The organism is Streptomyces sp. ADI95-16 (genome assembly GCF_003721495.1).
Lineage (GTDB): Bacteria > Actinomycetota > Actinomycetes > Streptomycetales > Streptomycetaceae > Streptomyces > Streptomyces goshikiensis.
Genome location: NZ_CP033581.1, coordinates 7,396,381 through 7,412,685 on the forward strand (window position 1 = coordinate 7,396,381; position 16,305 = coordinate 7,412,685).

General features: G+C 73.5%; 13 protein-coding genes. 6 read left to right on the forward strand and 7 right to left on the reverse strand.

What is annotated here, in order from left to right; all coding sequences use genetic code 11:
* Positions 1-117: 117 nt before the first annotated feature.
* Positions 118-1,749, forward strand: coding sequence for an FAD-dependent monooxygenase (locus EES41_RS32850; protein ID WP_123081551.1), 1,632 nt, complete (start codon positions 118-120; stop codon positions 1,747-1,749).
* 26 nt (positions 1,750-1,775) lie between these two features.
* Here EES41_RS32850 and EES41_RS32855 read toward each other — a convergent pair whose 3' ends face one another.
* On the reverse strand, positions 1,776-1,988 hold the full coding sequence (locus tag EES41_RS32855) for an acyl-CoA carboxylase epsilon subunit (protein WP_123081552.1): 213 nt from the start codon (positions 1,986-1,988) through the stop codon (positions 1,776-1,778).
* 145 nt (positions 1,989-2,133) lie between these two features.
* The gene (locus EES41_RS32860; protein ID WP_123081553.1) at positions 2,134-4,056 is read right to left on the reverse strand and encodes a glyoxal oxidase; all 1,923 of its coding nucleotides are present in this window, start codon (positions 4,054-4,056) and stop codon (positions 2,134-2,136) included.
* A gap of 220 nt (positions 4,057-4,276) precedes the next feature.
* Between EES41_RS32860 and EES41_RS32865 the strand changes: the two genes are divergently transcribed.
* Positions 4,277-4,933 carry a DUF4360 domain-containing protein gene (locus tag EES41_RS32865; protein ID WP_123082845.1) on the forward strand — a complete coding sequence of 219 codons (657 nt, stop codon included), beginning with the start codon at positions 4,277-4,279 and terminating at the stop codon, positions 4,931-4,933.
* Between the two features lie 27 nt (positions 4,934-4,960).
* On the opposite strand, the gene EES41_RS32870 is transcribed toward EES41_RS32865, so the two are convergent.
* Positions 4,961-5,914, reverse strand: a complete 954-nt coding sequence (locus EES41_RS32870; protein WP_123081554.1) for an AraC family transcriptional regulator — start codon at positions 5,912-5,914, stop codon at positions 4,961-4,963.
* Between the two features lie 99 nt (positions 5,915-6,013).
* Between EES41_RS32870 and EES41_RS32875 the strand changes: the two genes are divergently transcribed.
* Entirely contained in the window at positions 6,014-6,928 is a 915-nt protein-coding gene (locus EES41_RS32875) for an MBL fold metallo-hydrolase (RefSeq protein ID WP_123081555.1), read from the forward strand.
* Between the two features lie 106 nt (positions 6,929-7,034).
* Here EES41_RS32875 and EES41_RS32880 read toward each other — a convergent pair whose 3' ends face one another.
* From EES41_RS32880 to EES41_RS32895, 4 genes are all read right to left on the reverse strand, one after another.
* Positions 7,035-7,673 (reverse strand): RDD family protein, encoded by a 639-nt coding sequence (locus EES41_RS32880; RefSeq protein WP_123081556.1) that lies wholly within the window; start codon positions 7,671-7,673, stop codon positions 7,035-7,037.
* 168 nt (positions 7,674-7,841) lie between these two features.
* Positions 7,842-9,512 carry an FAD-dependent monooxygenase gene (locus EES41_RS32885; protein ID WP_123082846.1) on the reverse strand — a complete coding sequence of 557 codons (1,671 nt, stop codon included), beginning with the start codon at positions 9,510-9,512 and terminating at the stop codon, positions 7,842-7,844.
* Between the two features lie 63 nt (positions 9,513-9,575).
* Positions 9,576-9,935: a DUF6204 family protein gene (locus EES41_RS32890; RefSeq protein ID WP_123081557.1), complete on the reverse strand. Its 360-nt coding sequence runs from the start codon at positions 9,933-9,935 to the stop codon at positions 9,576-9,578.
* A gap of 88 nt (positions 9,936-10,023) precedes the next feature.
* The gene (locus EES41_RS32895) at positions 10,024-10,410 is read right to left on the reverse strand and encodes a VOC family protein (RefSeq protein ID WP_123082847.1); all 387 of its coding nucleotides are present in this window, start codon (positions 10,408-10,410) and stop codon (positions 10,024-10,026) included.
* Between the two features lie 94 nt (positions 10,411-10,504).
* Between EES41_RS32895 and EES41_RS32900 the strand changes: the two genes are divergently transcribed.
* From EES41_RS32900 to EES41_RS32910, 3 genes are all read left to right on the forward strand, one after another.
* A complete protein-coding gene (locus EES41_RS32900) occupies positions 10,505-11,011 on the forward strand; it encodes a GNAT family N-acetyltransferase (RefSeq protein WP_123082848.1) in 507 nt (168 codons plus the stop codon).
* A gap of 181 nt (positions 11,012-11,192) precedes the next feature.
* The gene (locus tag EES41_RS32905) at positions 11,193-12,215 is read left to right on the forward strand and encodes a hypothetical protein (protein WP_123081558.1); all 1,023 of its coding nucleotides are present in this window, start codon (positions 11,193-11,195) and stop codon (positions 12,213-12,215) included.
* Between the two features lie 62 nt (positions 12,216-12,277).
* Entirely contained in the window at positions 12,278-16,300 is a 4,023-nt protein-coding gene (locus tag EES41_RS32910; RefSeq protein WP_254211658.1) for an AAA family ATPase, read from the forward strand.
* Positions 16,301-16,305 lie beyond the last annotated feature (5 nt).

The following is a 16,305-nucleotide window of genomic DNA, read 5'->3' on the forward strand; positions in this document are numbered from 1 at the left end:
CAGAACGCTAGATCTCAGGATCAAGCGGGTGACAAGAGGCGAATCGCCTGGGCTCGAAGTCTCATCGGGGGCATAAGGAATCCATTGCCCCGCAGAGAACACAGGAGCCCGCAGCTGATGGAAGAGAATGCCGATGTCCGCGTACCGGTCCTCGTCGTGGGCGGCTCCCTCGTGGGGCTGTCCACCTCGCTGTTCCTGAGCCGTCACGGCATCAGGCATCTGCTGGTCGAGAAGCACGCCGGTACCTCCGCCCACCCCCGCGGACGCGGAATCAACAGCCGGACGATGGAGCTGTTCCGTACGGCCGGAGCGGAACCGGCGATCCGCCGGGCCGCCTCCGTGCTGGAGGGGAACCAGGGCATCCTCCAGGCCCAGTCGCTGACCGACGGAGAGCACACCTGGCTCATCAAGTCGATTGACCCGTCCGGGGCGATCGCCCGGTTCAGCCCCACCGGCTGGTGCCTGTGCAGCCAGAACAACATCGAGCCGGAACTGGCCACCCAGAGCCGCGCGCAGGGCGCCGACGTGCGCTTCTCCACCGAACTGATGAGTTTCGACCAGGACGCGACCGGAGTGACCGCCCTGGTCAAGAACCGGGAGACCGGCGAACACCTCACCGTCCGGGCGGACTACCTCATCGCGGCGGACGGCCCGCGCAGCCCCGTCCGCGAAGCCCTGGGGATCCCCCAGACGGGCAACGGCGAGCTGTTCCACAACGTGAGCGTCACCTTCCGCTCCGAACGGCTCGTCAAAGAGCTCGGTGACCTCCGCTTCATCGTCTGCTACCTGATGCGCCCGGGTGCGGACGGGGCGCTGCTGCCCGTGGACAACACCAGCCAGTGGGTCTTCCACGCCCCCTGGCACCCCGACCGGGGCGAGACGCTGGAGGACTTCACCGACGAGCGCTGCGTGGACCAGATCCGCGAGGCGATCGGCCTCCCCGACCTGGACGTCGAGATCGGCGGCAAGGCGCCCTGGCACGCGGCCGAACGGGTGGCGGTGAGCTATTCGTCCGGACGGGTGTTCCTCGTCGGCGACGCCGCGCACGAGATGTCCCCCACCGGCGCCTTCGGCTCCAACACCGGCATCCAGGACGCCCACAACCTCGCCTGGAAGATGGCGGCGGTGCTGGACGGCTCCGCCGGACGGGAACTCCTCGACACCTACGAGGCCGAACGGCTGCCCGTGGCCCAGGCCACGAGCGAGCGCGCCTCCGCCCGCTCGGCCGAACACAGCCACCCGGGATACGCCCCGCCCCCCACCATGGGCGGCGGTCCGGGCAGCGGGGTGCTCACCACCGCGATGGGGTACTGCTACCCGCGCGGGGCGGTCGTCGGCGGCGACGCGCACCGGCCCGTCATCCCGGAGAAGCTCCGGCTGAGTGGCGACGTCGGCACCCGGGCGCCGCACATGTGGCTGACCCGGGCCGGCGCGAAGATCTCCACCCTGGACCTCTACGAGCGCTCCTTCGTGCTGATCAGCGGCGTCGGCACCCCGTGGCGGGAGGCGGCCGGGAAGGTGGCCTCGAAGCTGGACGTCCGGCTGGAGGCCCACACCATCGGCTCCGCGCCGGGCGCCGACCTGATCCAGCCCAGCGGCACCGACTGGGCCGAGGTCCACGAGATGAGCCCCGAAGGAGCCGTCCTCGTACGCCCGGACGGGTTCGTCGCCTGGCGGTCCGAGGGCGCCGTGGCCGACCCGGCGGCCGCGCTGAGCGGCGTCATGTCGCAGCTGCTCCGCCGCGCCTGAGCACCGTGTGAAGGGGTCTGCCGGGGTCACCGGCAGGCCCAGCACCCCGCCCAGCACCCGTGGCCGCCGCGCCCCGGGCGCGGGCGGCGCCGGTGCGCGGTGGCGGAGGGCCCGTGGGCGGCGTGGGCGGACCGGCCGGAGAGGCAGGCGACGACCACCGCGATCGCGGCGAGCTCCTCCGGGGCGGCGGAGCCGCGGTGGATCCGCAGAAGGCTGGATATCGGGACGTCATTGAGCATCGACACGGCCTCTCGTCAGGAGAGTTCACCTTGTCGGGCCACCAGGACCCCTGACGCTGACGACGCTACGAGCCCGCCGTCCGGCTGTCGTGCCGGGGGGCTCCGTCCACACCCGTTCGGGCGACGCGCCCCGCCCGTGACCAGGTCAGCGGTGACCGAGCTTCACCCATTTCGCCGTACTGGGGACGCCCTTCGCGTCGAGCAGGAACAGCATGTAGTAACCGGGGGGCGCGTCGGCCGCGCCGGGCGGCGTCCGCAGTCCGATCGAGCCGCCGCCGCTGGTACCAGGGGTCCCGGTGAAGCGGAGGTCCAGATGCCGCTGGCTGGTGTTCACCGCGTGGGTGACCGTCGTCGGCGCGAGGAGCACGGCCCGTTTCACCCGCGAGGCGGTGGAGCTGCGCACCCGGAACTCCTCGTCGTAGCCCAGTTCGCCGCCCGGGACCCGGTCCAGGGCCGGGCGGGAACCTCCCTGGTGGAGGTACGGGGGCTCGTAGAGCTCGATGCTGCCGTCCATCCGGTCCCGGATGTCGGGGTCGTTGGCGATCTGCTGGAGTTCGTCGCCGGTGACCATCACCCGGCCGTCCGGCATCACCAGGGCGTTGGAGTGGTAGCCGCGCGGCAGCCGCTGGGCCGGCCCGAGCCGCCAGTGGCCGCGCGCGTCGCGCAGCTCGGTCCGCCGGTACTTGAGGTCCGCCTTCGGGTTGAACGGCCCGTACCCGTAGTCCCGGGTGGCGAGGGCGCCGTTGACCGTCAGCAGCGTGCCGTCCGGCAGGATCAGCGTGTCGTCCTGGGTCCGGCCGAACGCCCGCGGTTCCTCGGTCCTCCAGGCGCCGCCGGAGAGCCGGTACGTGTTCGGGTCGCGCGGGTCGCCGCCGAGGACCAGCACGGAGTCCGGGCCGCGGAAACCGGCCGGGAGGGGCACCGCCGAGCCGTAGCCGCGGAAGTCGGCGGGACGCCTGGGCAGGTCCGTACGGGTCTGCGTGGCCAGGTCGAAGAGCCACTGCTGGTCGGCGTCGCGGCCGAGGCCGTAGATCTTGCCGTCCCGCAGCGAGAACAGGTGCGGGTAGTCGTTGCGGAACGGCGCGTCCGAGCGGAACCGCTCCGAGGCGAGGCCGAGCGGGATGTCGTACGGCCGCCAGGGCACGGGATGGCGCAGCGCCGGGAACCGCTCCACGACCGGGGTGGGGGTGCCCGTACCGCGCTCGGACTGACCGGACATGATGATCTGGCGGCCGTCGGGCCCGGTGACGACCGAGGGGTACCAGCGGCCCACCGACATGTCGCGGTTGCGGTACCAGAGCTCGGTCCACGGGTCGAAGACGAAGGACAGCTTGGCGCCGCTGCCGCCCTTGCCGCCGACGTTGCCGCCGAACACCCCGACCATGCCGTTGGGCAGGAAGGCGTGTCCGGCGCAGAAGAACGGCGCGGGGCGGGGCACGTGGAGGCCGTCGGGCATCAGCACCGTCGGGGGCTCCACCTTCTTGAAGGCCCCGGCCCCCGTTCCCCGGGCGGGATCCCACAGGTAGGCGCGGCCCGCGTTGGTGCGGCCGATCCGGTCCGTGGGGCCGGTCTCCTTCGTGGGGTCGACCTCCACGCGTTCGAAGGAGAACAGCAGCACCTTTCCGGTGGGCAGCTGGGCGACGTGGACGCCGAAGTCGGGGGAGGGGAAGAACGCCGTGAACCGGCCGGAACGGGCCGCGTCGAGGCGGGCGTTGGCCTGCTGCTGGGAGGTGCGCAGGGCCTCCAGGCCGGAGGTGCGGGCCGCCTGCGGATAGACCGTGGACTCCCGGGCGGCCAGCCGTCGCTCGGCGTGCTCCCGGGCGTGTTCCGCGCCGAGCGAGGCCACCTCGTCGGGCCGGGTCTCGGCGGAGAGCCGGTCGTCGTCCGGGTGGTGGCGCCCGGGGAGCGGGCCGAACGCGGAGGCGGCGGGGACTGCGGAGACGGCGGAGGCCGCCGAGACTGCCGAGGCCGGCGGGGCCGGTGGTGCGAGGGAGCCCAGGGCGGCGAGGCCCAGGCAAACGGACACGGACAGCGCGACCGAGCGCCGCCCCCCGAACCGACCCGGCATGAGCTCTCCTCCGTCAACGGGACGCCCATACTAGGAGAAACCGCATCGAATTCCCGGGCACGCGAGCCCCGTGCGGGCCCTGCTGCGCCGTTCGGCCGCCCGGACGGCGCCGCATGATCGTTTCTGCGGTGAACGGGGCCGACCATCGGGGTGAGACGCCGTTGCCGCAGCCGGGCCGCGCCCGCCGGGGACGGCTATCCATGGCCACGTGATCAAGCCACTGCGCACCACCTTCGCCGCGGCCGCCGTATCGGCGGCCCTCCTCGCCCTCACCCCCTCGGCCGGAGCCAGTGCCTCCGCCGGGGCCGCCCCCGCGGCGCCCACGGACCGGGTGACGGTCGACGTCGCCACCGTCAACGGCTCGGGCTGCAAGCCCGGCACCGCCGCGGTCGCCGTCGCCCCGGACAACTCGGCCTTCACCGTCACCTACAGCGAGTACATGGCCCAGGCCGGCGGCAGCGCCCCCGCCACCGAGGGCCGCAAGAACTGCCAGCTCTCGCTGGTCGTACACGTCCCCCAGGGCTACACGTACGCCGTGGCCAAGGTCGACTACCGGGGCTTCGGCAGCCTCCAGCCCGGCGCGGTCGGCACCCAGAAGGCCAGCTACTACTTCCAGGGCATGAGCCAGACCGCCCAGCGCACCCCCCGGTTCGCCGGAGCGCTCGAAGACAACTGGCAGGTCACCGACACCACGGGGGTCGAGGCCCTGGCCTTCGCGCCCTGCGGGGAACTGCGCAACTTCAACATCAACACCGAGCTGCGCGCCGAGGTCGGCACCTCCGACCCGGCGCGGGCCAGCTACATGTCCGTCGACTCGACGGACGGCGCCATCGGCAGCGTCTACCACTTCTCGTGGAAGCGGTGCCCCGGCCGCTGACCCCCGCCCAGGTGGCGCGGGCGCGCGTCAGGAGGTCCTGACCGCGCCCGCACCCGCCGCGCGGTCGTCCCGGTAGCGCCCCGGCGTCGTCCCGAACTCCCGGTTGAACGCGTGCGAGAAGGCGTACGGGGTCGCGTAGCCCACCCGGCGCGCGATGGCGGCCAGCGGGTCCGCGGTGTCGCGGAGCAGGGTGGCCGCGAACGTCAGGCGCCACCAGGTGAGGTACGCCATCGGCGGCCGGCCGACCAGGGCGGTGAACCGCCTGGCCAGGGTCGGCCGGGAGACCCCCGCCTCGGCGGCCAGCCGGTCGTTGGTCCACGCGGCGGCCGGGTCCGCGTGCAGGGCGCGCAGCGCGGCGGCCGCCACCGGGTCGCCCAGGACGCCGGGCCAGACCCCGGTCGCCCCCTCGTCCAGGCAGGACCGGACCATGTAGACGAGCAGCAGGTCCAGCAGGTTCGGCACCGCGATCCAGGCGCCGGGCCGCTGCCCGCCCAGCTCCCGCCCCAGCAGGTCGATGGCCGAGCGGAGTTCGGGATGGGCGCCCACCCGGTTCGCCAGGTGGACGACCCGGGGCAGCTCCGCCATCAGCGGGTGCACCCGGCTGCGGTCGAGCCGGTACTTGCCGCACAGCATCTCCACCACCGCGCCCGCGGCCGGGGGCTGCCGCGAGGACCGCTCCGAGCGTTCCTCGGCGCGCCAGTCCTCGAAGCGCACCGCCCTTCGCACCGCCGCCTCGTCCACCGCGGAGTCGGCGATGACGTGCCCGGTCCCGTGCGGCAGCAGCACCGCGTCACCCGCGCCCAGCGCGACCGGTTCGCCGCCGCCGTCGGGGAGCAGCCAGCAGGTGCCCTCCAGGACGACGTGGAACCCGGCGCCGTCGTACGCGTCGAACCGCGCGCACCAGCTCCCGCTCACCCGCATCCGGTCGGAGGAGGGCCGGCCGATGCGTACGGCCGCGATCGCGTCACTCACCACATCCATCGGATCAGCCTAGCGCCGGCCTCGGGGGTGAGAGCCTCGCGTATCCGGATGAGCCGGGCTGGCATTGAGGGGCTCAACTGGCCCGCATAGATTGGGGCCATGAAGAACGAGAACGAGCAGAGCGTCGTCCTGGGAGACGTCGAGGTCCTGCGGGTCGTCGAGTGGCAGGGGCCGCTCGTGCCGGCGGCCGACTTCGTCCCGGAGGCCGGGGCCGAACTGTGGAAGGCCAACGAGGAGTGGCTGGCGCCCGACCACTGGGAGCCGGCGCGGGACCTGGCGGTGGTCGCGCTGCAGACCTGGGTGCTGCGCAGCGCCGGCCGCACCATCCTGGTGGACACCGGGGTGGGCAACGGACGCGAACGGCCCGGGTCGCCCCGGTTCCACCACTGGCAGGCCGACTTCCTCGGCGAACTGGAGCGGGCCGGTGTGCGGCCCGAGGACGTCGACCTCGTGGTCAACACCCACGTCCACGCCGATCACGTCGGCGGCAACACCGTCGACGAGGCGGGGGAGTGGGTGCCGGCCTTCCCCAACGCCGAATACCTCATACCGGCCGCCGACGACCACTGGTTCGGCCCCCGGGGCGGGTACGGGAAGGGCCTGCGGGAGGACGACCGGCTGCTCTACGAGGACAGCGTCGCGCCGATCCACCGGGCCGGGCAGGCCGTGCTCTGGGAGGGCGCCCACCGCATCGACGAGCACCTCACCCTGGAGTCCGCCCCCGGTCACACGCCCGGATCCGCCGTGCTCAGGCTCGCCTCCGGCGGCGACCGCGCGGTGTTCGTCGGGGACCTGCTGCACAGCCCGGTCCAGATCCTGCGGCCGTCCTGCAACAGCTGCTTCTGCATGGACGAGGCGGAGGCCGCCGCCAGCCGGCTGCGGATCCTCGAACGGGCCGCGGACACCCGGGAACTGGTCGTCCCCGCCCACTTCGGCGGCGCGGGCGCCGTCGAAGTCCGGCGCGACGGGACCGGGTTCGCCCTCGGCCCCTGGGGCGGCCACCGCTCCGAGTGAGACCCGGACAACGCGGCGGGGCCGGCCTTCGCGGTCCTCACGGACGGAAGGCCGGCCCCGGGGGGCCGTACGCGTGCGAACGGCCCCGTGGCCGGTCAGCCCCGGATCACTTCACCTTGATGACGACGGTGCTGCACACCTTGTCGGCGAAGGTCTGCTTCTTCTGGTCCCACAGCGGCCACAGCCAGCCGAGGTAGCAGGCGATGCTGTCGAGGAAGTGGGCGAGCTTGCGCACGAAGGCGAAGCCGAAGCCCAGCGTGCGGCCGTCGGCCTCGCGCAGGACGCTGATGCCGAGCGCCTTCTTGCCGATCGTCTGACCGGTCGAACCTTCCTTGTACAGCTGGAAGAAGCCCATGCCTATCGCGTACAGCATGGTGATGAGGCTCAGGATGGAGAGACCGGCCGAGGAGTCGCTGGAGCTGGAGCTGGAGGTCGCGACGCCGTTGATGAACCCGACCAGGTACATCGGGCCGACGATGATGAGGAGGTCGAGCATGTACGCGCCGAAGCGCTGACCCCAGTGGGCGAGCGGCGGCAGACCCATCCCGGGCATGCCGGGCATCCCCGGCATCGGGGGCATCGGCTGCTGCGGGTAGCCGTAGGGCTGCTGCGGGGGCTGCGGCTGCTGCGGGTAGCCGTACTGCGGCTGCGGGGGAACGCCCTGGGGCGCCTGCTGCGGGTAGCCGCCGGGCTGGCCCTGCGGGGGCTGCTGGCCGTAGGGGTTGTTCGGGTCGCCGAAGCTCATGGCGAAGTCTCTCCAGGTCTGATGCGGGGACGAGGCGGTGAGCGTGGAGGACGTCACGATGTGAGCGGTATGCCCCCCGCACTGCCGCGATACTGCGGGGCTCATCGTGGTCGTAACATCGACTGCTTGTCCAATTGGATGGCCGGGGCGGGCAGGGTACCCCGGCGCTCAGGCCTGGAAGACCAGCGCGAGGCGGGAGGCCAGCTCACCGGCGGTGGGCGGCTGGAGACGGGCGCTCAGGTAGCCGTCCGGCCGCACCAGGAAGGCCGTCCGGCCGCGCGCCGCGTACTGCCGCGCGAACTCGCCCCGGCGGTCGCGGTAGACGGGCAGGGTCATCGTGTCGCCGGCGCCGGCCGGGGCGGCATCGGGCAGCACCACGCAGGTCGCGACGCGGCCCAGCGACACGTCCCGGGCGGTCGCGGCGAGTGCGGGGAAGTCGTCGGCGCCCGCCCCGTCCGGCTCCCCGTCGCCGCCCCCGTAGAGCAGCAGCACGTGCCCGCGGTCGCGCAACAGGTCGTACAGCCGCAGCGGGTGGGCGGCGATGTGCCCGGTCAGGCCCCCGCAGTCGGGGGCGCGGTCCCCGGCCCGCGGGCCGTCGCCGTCGGCGCCGCCGGCCCCTTCCCCGGGCGGTCCGACCAGGGAGCTGCCCCGGTAGCCGAGCAGCAGCTGCGCCTCGCGGAGCATGACGGTCCCGGGGTCGTCGGGGTCGGCCTGGACCCCCTCGGCGGCGTGCCGCACCGTCCGCCCCACGACCTCCACACCGACGGGACGGCGCTCGGTGTCGTAGCTCGCGAGGAGTTCGGGGCGCGCGCCGCCCTGGATCGCGAGCGCGAGCTTCCAGGCCAGGTTGTACGCGTCCTGAATGCCGGTGTTCATCCCCTGCGCGCCGGTCGGCGGATGGATGTGCGCGGCGTCGCCGGCGACGAAGACCCGGCCGTCGGCGTACCGGTCCACGATCCGGTGGCTGATGCGGAACACCGAGGACCAGCGCAGGGCGGAGGCGGTCGCCGGCCGCGGCGCGAGCCGGTCCAGGACGTCCTGGAGGTGGGAGAGCGAGGGCGCGGAGCCGCCGTCGAGGCCGTGTGCCACGCCGTCACCGCTCTCCGCGCGGGCGGCGGTCCGCAGCTCCGGCGGCACCACGGACGAGATCCGGTACCGGCCGCGCCCGGGCAGCGGGATGCACACCAGCACGTCGTCGACGGCGCCGTCGGCGCCGAGGTGCATGGCGCGGACGCCGTACCCGTGGGGCATGTCCCAGTCGAGCTCGACGTCCCCGAGCATGTACTCCTCGGGGAAGGCGCCCCCCTCGAAGTCGAGGCCGAGCCCCTTGCGGACGGCGCTGTGCGCCCCGTCGCAGCCGACCAGGTACCGCGAGCGGACCTCCTCCTGCGCCCCGGACGCGGTGACCAGGCGGCTCGTCACCCCGTCGGCGTCCTGCGCGAACCCCACCAGCTCGGTCCCGCGCTCGATCCGGGACCCGAAGCGGGCCAGGAACTCGTCGAGGATCCGCTCGGTCTCGTACTGCGGCAGCGCGGCGAACCCGTACGGCACCTCGGGCGGCAGGGAGAGTTCGATCCGGGGCCTTTCGACGCCGTTGACGTACGTGAGCTGCCCGAGCATCGGGACGGCCGCTTCGAGGGCCGCCCGGACCAGGCCCATCCGGTCCCAGATCTCCAGGGTGCGGGGCTGGATGCCGACGGCCTTGGCGTACGGCAGCCGCTCCGGCAGCCGGTCCACGACACGGCAGCCGATCCCGCGCCGCCGCAGCTCGACGGCCGCGGTCAGCCCCACGGGACCGGCGCCGGCGATCAGTACGTCGACGGTGTCAGTGGACACGATGGGCACCTCCCGGGCGAAGGGTTCCCCCCACTCATGGTGGCGCCGCGCCGGGACCGTCGCGCGTCAGCCGTCCGCGCGGGCGGCTTCCCTGCGCCCGCGCTTGCCCAGCGGTGCCTGGGAGAGGTCCTGCGCGGTGGACCGGAGGTGCTTGAAGCCGTACCCGCGCGCGGTCAGCCACTCCTCGGCGGCGAGCTCGGCGCGGGCCGAGGCGTCGAGGAGGTCCTCCTCGGCCTCGCCGGAGTCCAGGAACCGGAACACGAAGGCGGGCCGGGCGGCGATGTCGTACGTGAGGTGGCCCTCGGGGGTGAACGCCGCGTGCAGCATGTCGTGGTGCGGTGCCTCGCCGAGCAGCTCGGCGTGCTGCTCGGCGGTGAGGGAGTCGAAGGAACCGCGGACGGTGATCCGGAAGGTACGGGTGCTCATCCGGGGAGCCTAGGCCGCCCACGGCCCGCTCCGCACCCGGATTTCCCCCGGTCCGCCTCCACCCCCGGGGGGCCGGCGGGGCCGACGCTCAGACGGCGGTCGCGGCCGCCCGCTCGGCGGCGCTGCGCTCGACGCAGAACTCGTTCCCCTCGATGTCGGCGAGGGTCGCCCATCCCGAGCCGTCGGGCCGGCGCCGGTCCGCGACCAGCGTGGCGCCGAGGGCGAGCAGGCGCTCGACCTCCTCGTCGCGGCCGCGGTCCGTCGGCCGGATGTCGAAGTGGATCCGGTTCTTCACCGCCTTGCCCTCGGGGACGGCGACGAACAGGAGCGAGACGCCGTCGCTCTCGACCAGCGCCTCGGGGTCGCCGGGCACGTCGTCGTCGCCGATCTTGCCGTCCAGTACCTCGGCCCAGAAGGTGGCGAGCCGGTAGGTGTCGGCGCAGTCGATGGTCACGTGGTGTACGGAAGAAGCCATGACCGCCACTGTGCCGTGCGGGCGGATGATCTTCCAGGGGGTTTCGACGGGAATACCCGTCGAGGCGGGCCGGGCCACCGGCGACAATGCGCGCATGCGTATTCGATCCGTACTCGTCGGCGAACTGCCGCTCCTCCAGGACATCGAGAGGGCCGCCGGTCTGTGCTTCCGTGACGTCGGCATGCCGGAGATCGCCGACGACGAACCCCTCCCGCTCGACGAACTCGCCGGCTACCAGCGGTCCGGACTTGCCTGGGTCGCGGTCGACGACGCGGACGCCCCCGTCGCGTACCTGATCGCCGACCGTGTCGACGGCAACCTGCACGTCGAGCAGGTGTCGGTCCATCCGGACAGTGCGCACCGCCGCATCGGACGGGCGCTGCTCGACCATCTCGCGGTCCTGGCCGCGGCCGAGGCGGTGCCGGCCCTGACCCTGACCACCTTCGCCGAGGTCCCGTGGAACGCCCCTTACTACGAGCGCTGCGGTTTCGAACCGCTCGACGAGGCCGCGCTCGGCCCGGGCCTGCGCGCCGTCCGCGCCCGCGAGGCCTCCCACGGCCTGAACCGCTGGGCCCGCGTCTGCATGCGCCGCACCCTCTGACACCGGCCCGAGCCCGAGCCCGAGCCCGACCCCGATTCCGGCCCCGATTCCGGCCCTGGCCCGGCGTCGAGTTGAGCGGTCAACCACCTGCCCGGCCACCCGCGATCGACTGGCGGCCGGTGCGTCGCGGACCAATACTGGCTGTGACCGGCATCCGTGCTGCTACGGCACGGGAGGTGCTATGGAAGCCAGCGACGCCAGAGTCGTCTACGTGCACGGCAACGGGAACAAGGTCCGCGAGGACCTGCTCAAGTCCCAGTGGGACACCGCCCTCTTCGGCGCCGACATGGGCGCGGCCACGCGCATGGCGTACTGGGCGCCCCTGCGGTATCCGGCCCCGCTCTCCGATGCCGGGGAGGATCCCATTGACGGAGGGTCCGGGGGCCCCGGCGGGCCCGTGGGCTTCGAGGCACCGGACGCGCACGGCGCCGGGGCGCTCGCCGCCGAACCCCCCGACGCGTTCATCGCGCGGACGCTCGCCGAGGCCCGCCTCGACGCCACGCTCGGCGGGGCGGAGGGCCTCGTCCCGTCCGCCCCCGGCACCACCGGCGACCCGGCGGAGGCCGAGGCGGCGCTCGGCGACTGGCTGCGCGACATGACCTACCTCGGGGACACCCTCGCGGAGGGCGAGTCGGCGAACACCGTCCCCGGCTCGGACGCCGGGCTGGAGGCCCTCCCGCTGCCGAGGGCCGCCCGTACCGCCGTGTTCCGCCTGCTGGTGGAGCACACCTTCAAGGACGTCCACGGGTACTTCTTCGGAGGTGCCGGTCCCGCCATGCGCGAGGTGTTCACGCGCGCGCTCGACGCGGTCGCCGTCCCGGACGGGGGCGCACTCGTCGTCCTGTCCCACAGCCTCGGCACGATCATCGCCTACGAGGCGCTGCGCGAGCGGCAGCGGGACGTCGACCTCCTCGTCACCGTAGGTTCGCCGCTCGCCATCACCGAGATCCGGGACGCCCTGACGAAGCCGCCCGCCGTCCCCGCCGGGGTGGCGGCCTGGTGCAACGCCTCCGACCCGCGCGACCTGGTCGCCCTCGACCACACCCTGCGGCCCGAGTACGCGCCGGTCGAGCTCGTCACCGACCACCTGGTCACCAACGACAGCGGGAACCACCACGGCATCCGCGAATACCTCTCGACCAAGCCGGTCCGCGATCCCGTTCTCGCGGTGTTCGACGGCCTTGCCACCGAACAGACCCAATGAAACCATGACAAGTAGCAGTCAATCCGTCTGTCACCCCACGAGGGTGGCCGGGTAGGTGCGGTATGCCGCTCACCGATACGGAATGGGGCCTCGTCACCGCCTGGGTGCGTGACTACTTCCTCGACACCCTCGACCCCCGGGAACGGCTCACCCAGTCCGATTTCTCCCCGGAGTTCATCGGTGACCTGCCCCTGACCAACAAGAGCGGCCCGAACGCCGTCACCCTCGTCCACGCCGCCCGCAGGGACATCGGGCTCCAGTGCCACCTCCTCGGCGCCCTCGTCGACCTCGACGAGCTGAGCGTCCTGGAGGCCGGAGCGGAAGCCCGGCGGTTCCTGGACCGGCTCCTCGAAGACGCCCGGGTGCACTCCTCCGCGCAGGACCACTTCCTCGCCACCGTGCTCAGGAACGGCACCGAGGTCTTCATCGACCGCGCCGAGCTGCGCAAACGGCTCCGGGAGTTCCTCGCCGACCCCGAACAGACCGTGCTCGTGGTCGACGGGGAACCCGACAGCGGCCGCTCCTACACCTACAGCCTCCTGCGCTACCTCGGCCAGCACTGCGGCTTCCGCCCGGTCCGGGTCACCCTCTCGCGCACCTCGACCGCCGACCAGGTCGTCCGGCGGCTCGCCGAGTTCGTCGGTGACCCCGGCGCGGGCAGCGGGCCGTACGACCCGAGCCAGCTGAACGACCGCCTGCCGTCGGTCGAGGACGCCGTCCACCGCATCGTCAGCCGGGCCACCACCGCGGACGAACAGTTCTGGCTCGTCCTCGACGAGTGCGACATGCTCGACGCCAACTCCGACGTATGGGACTGCATAGGGCAGCTGGCCCTGGCCATCTACGACCGCACGGCGAAACCGGGGGAGACCCTGCCCCGGCTGGTGCTGCTCGGCTATCCGACGCAGCGCCAACTGCCCTACTACGTACGCAAGAACGTCTGCCGGGACACCGCCCGCGCCGTCGGCCCGGACGACCTGCGCGGGTTCTTCCGCGCGTTCTTCCAGGAGGCCCCGGCCCCGGCCGCCGGCGCGCCCGCGCCCGACGAACTGGTCGAGGTGGCCGTCCCCGCGATCCTCGACGCGGCGCGCGGCCCCGGCGACGACAGCTACATGCGCAAGCTCTGCACGGCCTGCGAACAGACCGTCCGCCTCTACCGCGAGCTGGGCCCGGGCGAAGCCTTCGCCACCCGCCTGCGGGCCGAACTGCTCGCCGCCGCCGAAGCACCGCCCCCGGACGTACCGGACACCCGCCGGGCGTACCGCGAAGCCGCCTGCCTGCTCACCGGGTTCGACCCCACCCGGCTCCGACTGCCCGGCGAGAGCGCCGCGGCCGGCGCCGCGGCCATGGAACTCGTCCACGAATGCCGGACGCTGAGCATGAGCCCGCACACCACCTGGGCACTCAAACAGGAAGTACGGGACGCGGCGCTGCGCGGCCTCGCCGGCCCCGGAGCCGCCCGGCTCGTCCTCGAAGCCAACCTCGACCAGGTTCCCGAAGGCCCCGGACCCGAACGGACCGCCCTCGCCTACCTCTACGGCCGCCCGCCCGCCCTGGAGCGGCAGGGTGTCGACGAACTCGCCGACACCCTCCAGGCCCTGCTGTGGCTCTCGCGGATCCCGGGAACGACCGGCCTCCCCGACCCCGAACACGTCCAGCGGCTGCTGGAGCGCGCCCGGCTGCTCCAGCCGCTCCAGCGCCTGGTCCAGGGCTCCTTCTGCGGGCGCGCCGAGGAACTGGAGCAGCTGCGCCGCTACGTCGGGCCGCCCGCGGACACCGAGGAACCCCCGCTGCTGATCCACGGCATGGGCGGCATGGGCAAGAGCACCCTGCTCGCCCGGTTCCTCCTCGGCACCCTCCAGCACCCCGCCGCCACCCCCTCCGCGTTCCCCTTCCCCTTCGCCTACGTCGACTTCGAGCGGCCGACGCTCTCGGTCCACGAACCGGTCACCCTGATCGCCGAGATCGCCCGGCAGCTCGGCACCCAGTACCCCGGCCACCGGGCCGCGTTCGACGCGCTGGCCGGCGCCTGCGAGGAGACCGCCCGCGCCCAGCGCCAGGAACAGAGCCGGATCGACGAGCTGTACCAGCTCTCCACCACCCGCTCCGGGGTCGGCCGGGGCGCCGCGGAAGCCTTCCACTCGGCGGCGCGCGACCGCGAGAGCGACCTCGTGCGACGCGTCGCCGAACTCCTCGTCCAGGCGATGGCCCTGCCGCCCGGTGCCCCCGCACCGCCGCTGGTCATCGTGGTCGATTCGTTCGAGGAGGCCCAGTACCGGGCCTCACCCGCCCTCGGCCGGGTCTGGGCGATCTGGGCCGCCCTCCAGCGGGCCTACCCGCGGCTGCGGTGCGTCGTCGCCGGTCGCGCGCCCGTGAACCACCCGGCGCGGGCCGCCGAAGTGCGCACCATCGAACTCGGCGACCTCGAACCGGACGCGGCGGTCCAGCTCCTGATGTCCTGCGGGGTCGGCAGCGAGGCCGTCGCCCGGGACCTGGCCGAACGCGTCGGCGGCCACCCGCTCAGTCTGAAACTGGCCGCGCGGGCCGTCCAGGAGTCCGGCTCCCTCAGCGGACTGGTCGAGAGCCTGCCCCCCAAGCGGCACCACATCCACCACAAGGTCGACCAGATGCTCGTCCAGGGCATCCTCTACGACCGTGTGCTCAAGCACATCGCCGACGACGAGGTACGCGCCCTCGCGCACGCCGGCCTGGCCCTGCGGGTCATCACCCCCGACCTGATCCGGGAGGTGCTCGCCGGCCCCTGCGGGCTGCGGGTGGACACCCCCGACGAAGCCCGCCGCCTCTTCGGCGGGCTGGCCCGGCTCGACCTGGTGGAACCCGCCGGACCCGACGGCGTCCGGCACCGCGCCGACCTGCGCGCCATCATGCTGCGCCTGTCGGACACCGCGCGGACCGACCTCATGCGCGACGTCGGGCGGCGCGCGGTGGACCACTACGCCGCCCGCGAGGGGCTGGAGGCCCGGGCCGAGGAGATCTACCAGCGGCTGCGCCTGAACGAGGACCCGCGCGCCGTGGAGCAACGCTGGGAACCCGGCGTCGAACGCTTCCTCGACAACGCCGACCAGGACATGACCTCCCGCTCGGCGGCCTTCCTGACCGGGCACCTCGGCGGGCACACCCCGGACCAGGTGCTCATCGACGCCGACCAGGAGGACTGGGAGCGGATCGCGGCCCGCGAGGTCGAGGACCTCCTCGCCCAGGGCTTCACCGACACGGCCGCCGCCCGGCTCACCGAACGCCGGCCCTGGACGCCCGGCAGCCCCCTGCACGCGCTGCTCGTCGAGACGCTGGCCCGCTGCGGCCGGCGGGCGGAGGCCAGGGCCGCGGCGGAGGCGGCCGTCGACCGCGCCGAGGAGGCGGGCAGCACCGACGCACGGCTCGACCTGCTGCTGCTCTCCGCGCGCCTCGCCGAGGAGGACGGCGACCCGCGCGCCGCCGAACGCGACCTCGTGGAGGCGGAGGACATCGCGACCGGACTGGGCCGGGACTTCGACGCCATGGGCGCCATGCTGCACCGGGCCCGGCTGGTCGCGTCCCCGGGGGCGGGCTCCGACATCGACCGGCGGCTCGCCCTGCGGCTGCGCGGGCTCACCGACGAGGCACTGACCGAACGGCCCGTCCTGGTACGGGCCGTCGCGGCCGAGGTGTGCCGGGAGGACCCGGTCGCCCTGGACCACACCCTGGAGGTGGTGGGGCTGCCGGACACCGACGACGCGGCGCTCGAAGCGCTCGCCGTGTCGATCGACCACGTGGTGGCCCGGGAACCCAAGCTGCGCCACGCCCTCGCGAGGATCCTGGAGAACGCGGCGTCCGGCACCTCCGATGCCTCTCAGGAGGCCCTCCGGTCCACGGGCTCCACCCACGCCGGCATGAGCGGGATCCTCCGCGCGGCCCGCGACCGGGGCACCCTCGACCGGCTCGCCCGCAAACTGCTCGAACTCCGCGACCAGAGCGGCGAACTCGTCTCCGGGGTGGCGACCGCCATGGGCGCGGGCGGCTCCGGGAACGGGCTCCGGGGGGAACACCGGCCAGCCGAAAGGAACGGCCCCCGAGCGGCGGCCTGAGCGAG

What these genes read in the sequence shown, in the direction of transcription:
- EES41_RS32850 (WP_123081551.1), top strand. Translation starts at nt 118, where the DNA reads ATGGAAGAGAATGCCGATGTCCGCGTACCGGTCCTCGTCGTGGGCGGC.
- EES41_RS32855 (WP_123081552.1), bottom strand. Translation starts at nt 1,988, where the DNA reads ATGCTCAATGACGTCCCGATATCCAGCCTTCTGCGGATCCACCGCGGC.
- EES41_RS32860 (WP_123081553.1), bottom strand. Translation starts at nt 4,056, where the DNA reads ATGCCGGGTCGGTTCGGGGGGCGGCGCTCGGTCGCGCTGTCCGTGTCC.
- EES41_RS32870 (WP_123081554.1), bottom strand. Translation starts at nt 5,914, where the DNA reads ATGGATGTGGTGAGTGACGCGATCGCGGCCGTACGCATCGGCCGGCCC.
- EES41_RS32875 (WP_123081555.1), top strand. Translation starts at nt 6,014, where the DNA reads ATGAAGAACGAGAACGAGCAGAGCGTCGTCCTGGGAGACGTCGAGGTC.
- EES41_RS32880 (WP_123081556.1), bottom strand. Translation starts at nt 7,673, where the DNA reads ATGAGCTTCGGCGACCCGAACAACCCCTACGGCCAGCAGCCCCCGCAG.
- EES41_RS32890 (WP_123081557.1), bottom strand. Translation starts at nt 9,935, where the DNA reads ATGAGCACCCGTACCTTCCGGATCACCGTCCGCGGTTCCTTCGACTCC.
- EES41_RS32895 (WP_123082847.1), bottom strand. Translation starts at nt 10,410, where the DNA reads ATGGCTTCTTCCGTACACCACGTGACCATCGACTGCGCCGACACCTAC.
- EES41_RS32900 (WP_123082848.1), top strand. Translation starts at nt 10,505, where the DNA reads ATGCGTATTCGATCCGTACTCGTCGGCGAACTGCCGCTCCTCCAGGAC.
- EES41_RS32905 (WP_123081558.1), top strand. Translation starts at nt 11,193, where the DNA reads ATGGAAGCCAGCGACGCCAGAGTCGTCTACGTGCACGGCAACGGGAAC.
- EES41_RS32910 (WP_254211658.1), top strand. Translation starts at nt 12,278, where the DNA reads ATGCCGCTCACCGATACGGAATGGGGCCTCGTCACCGCCTGGGTGCGT.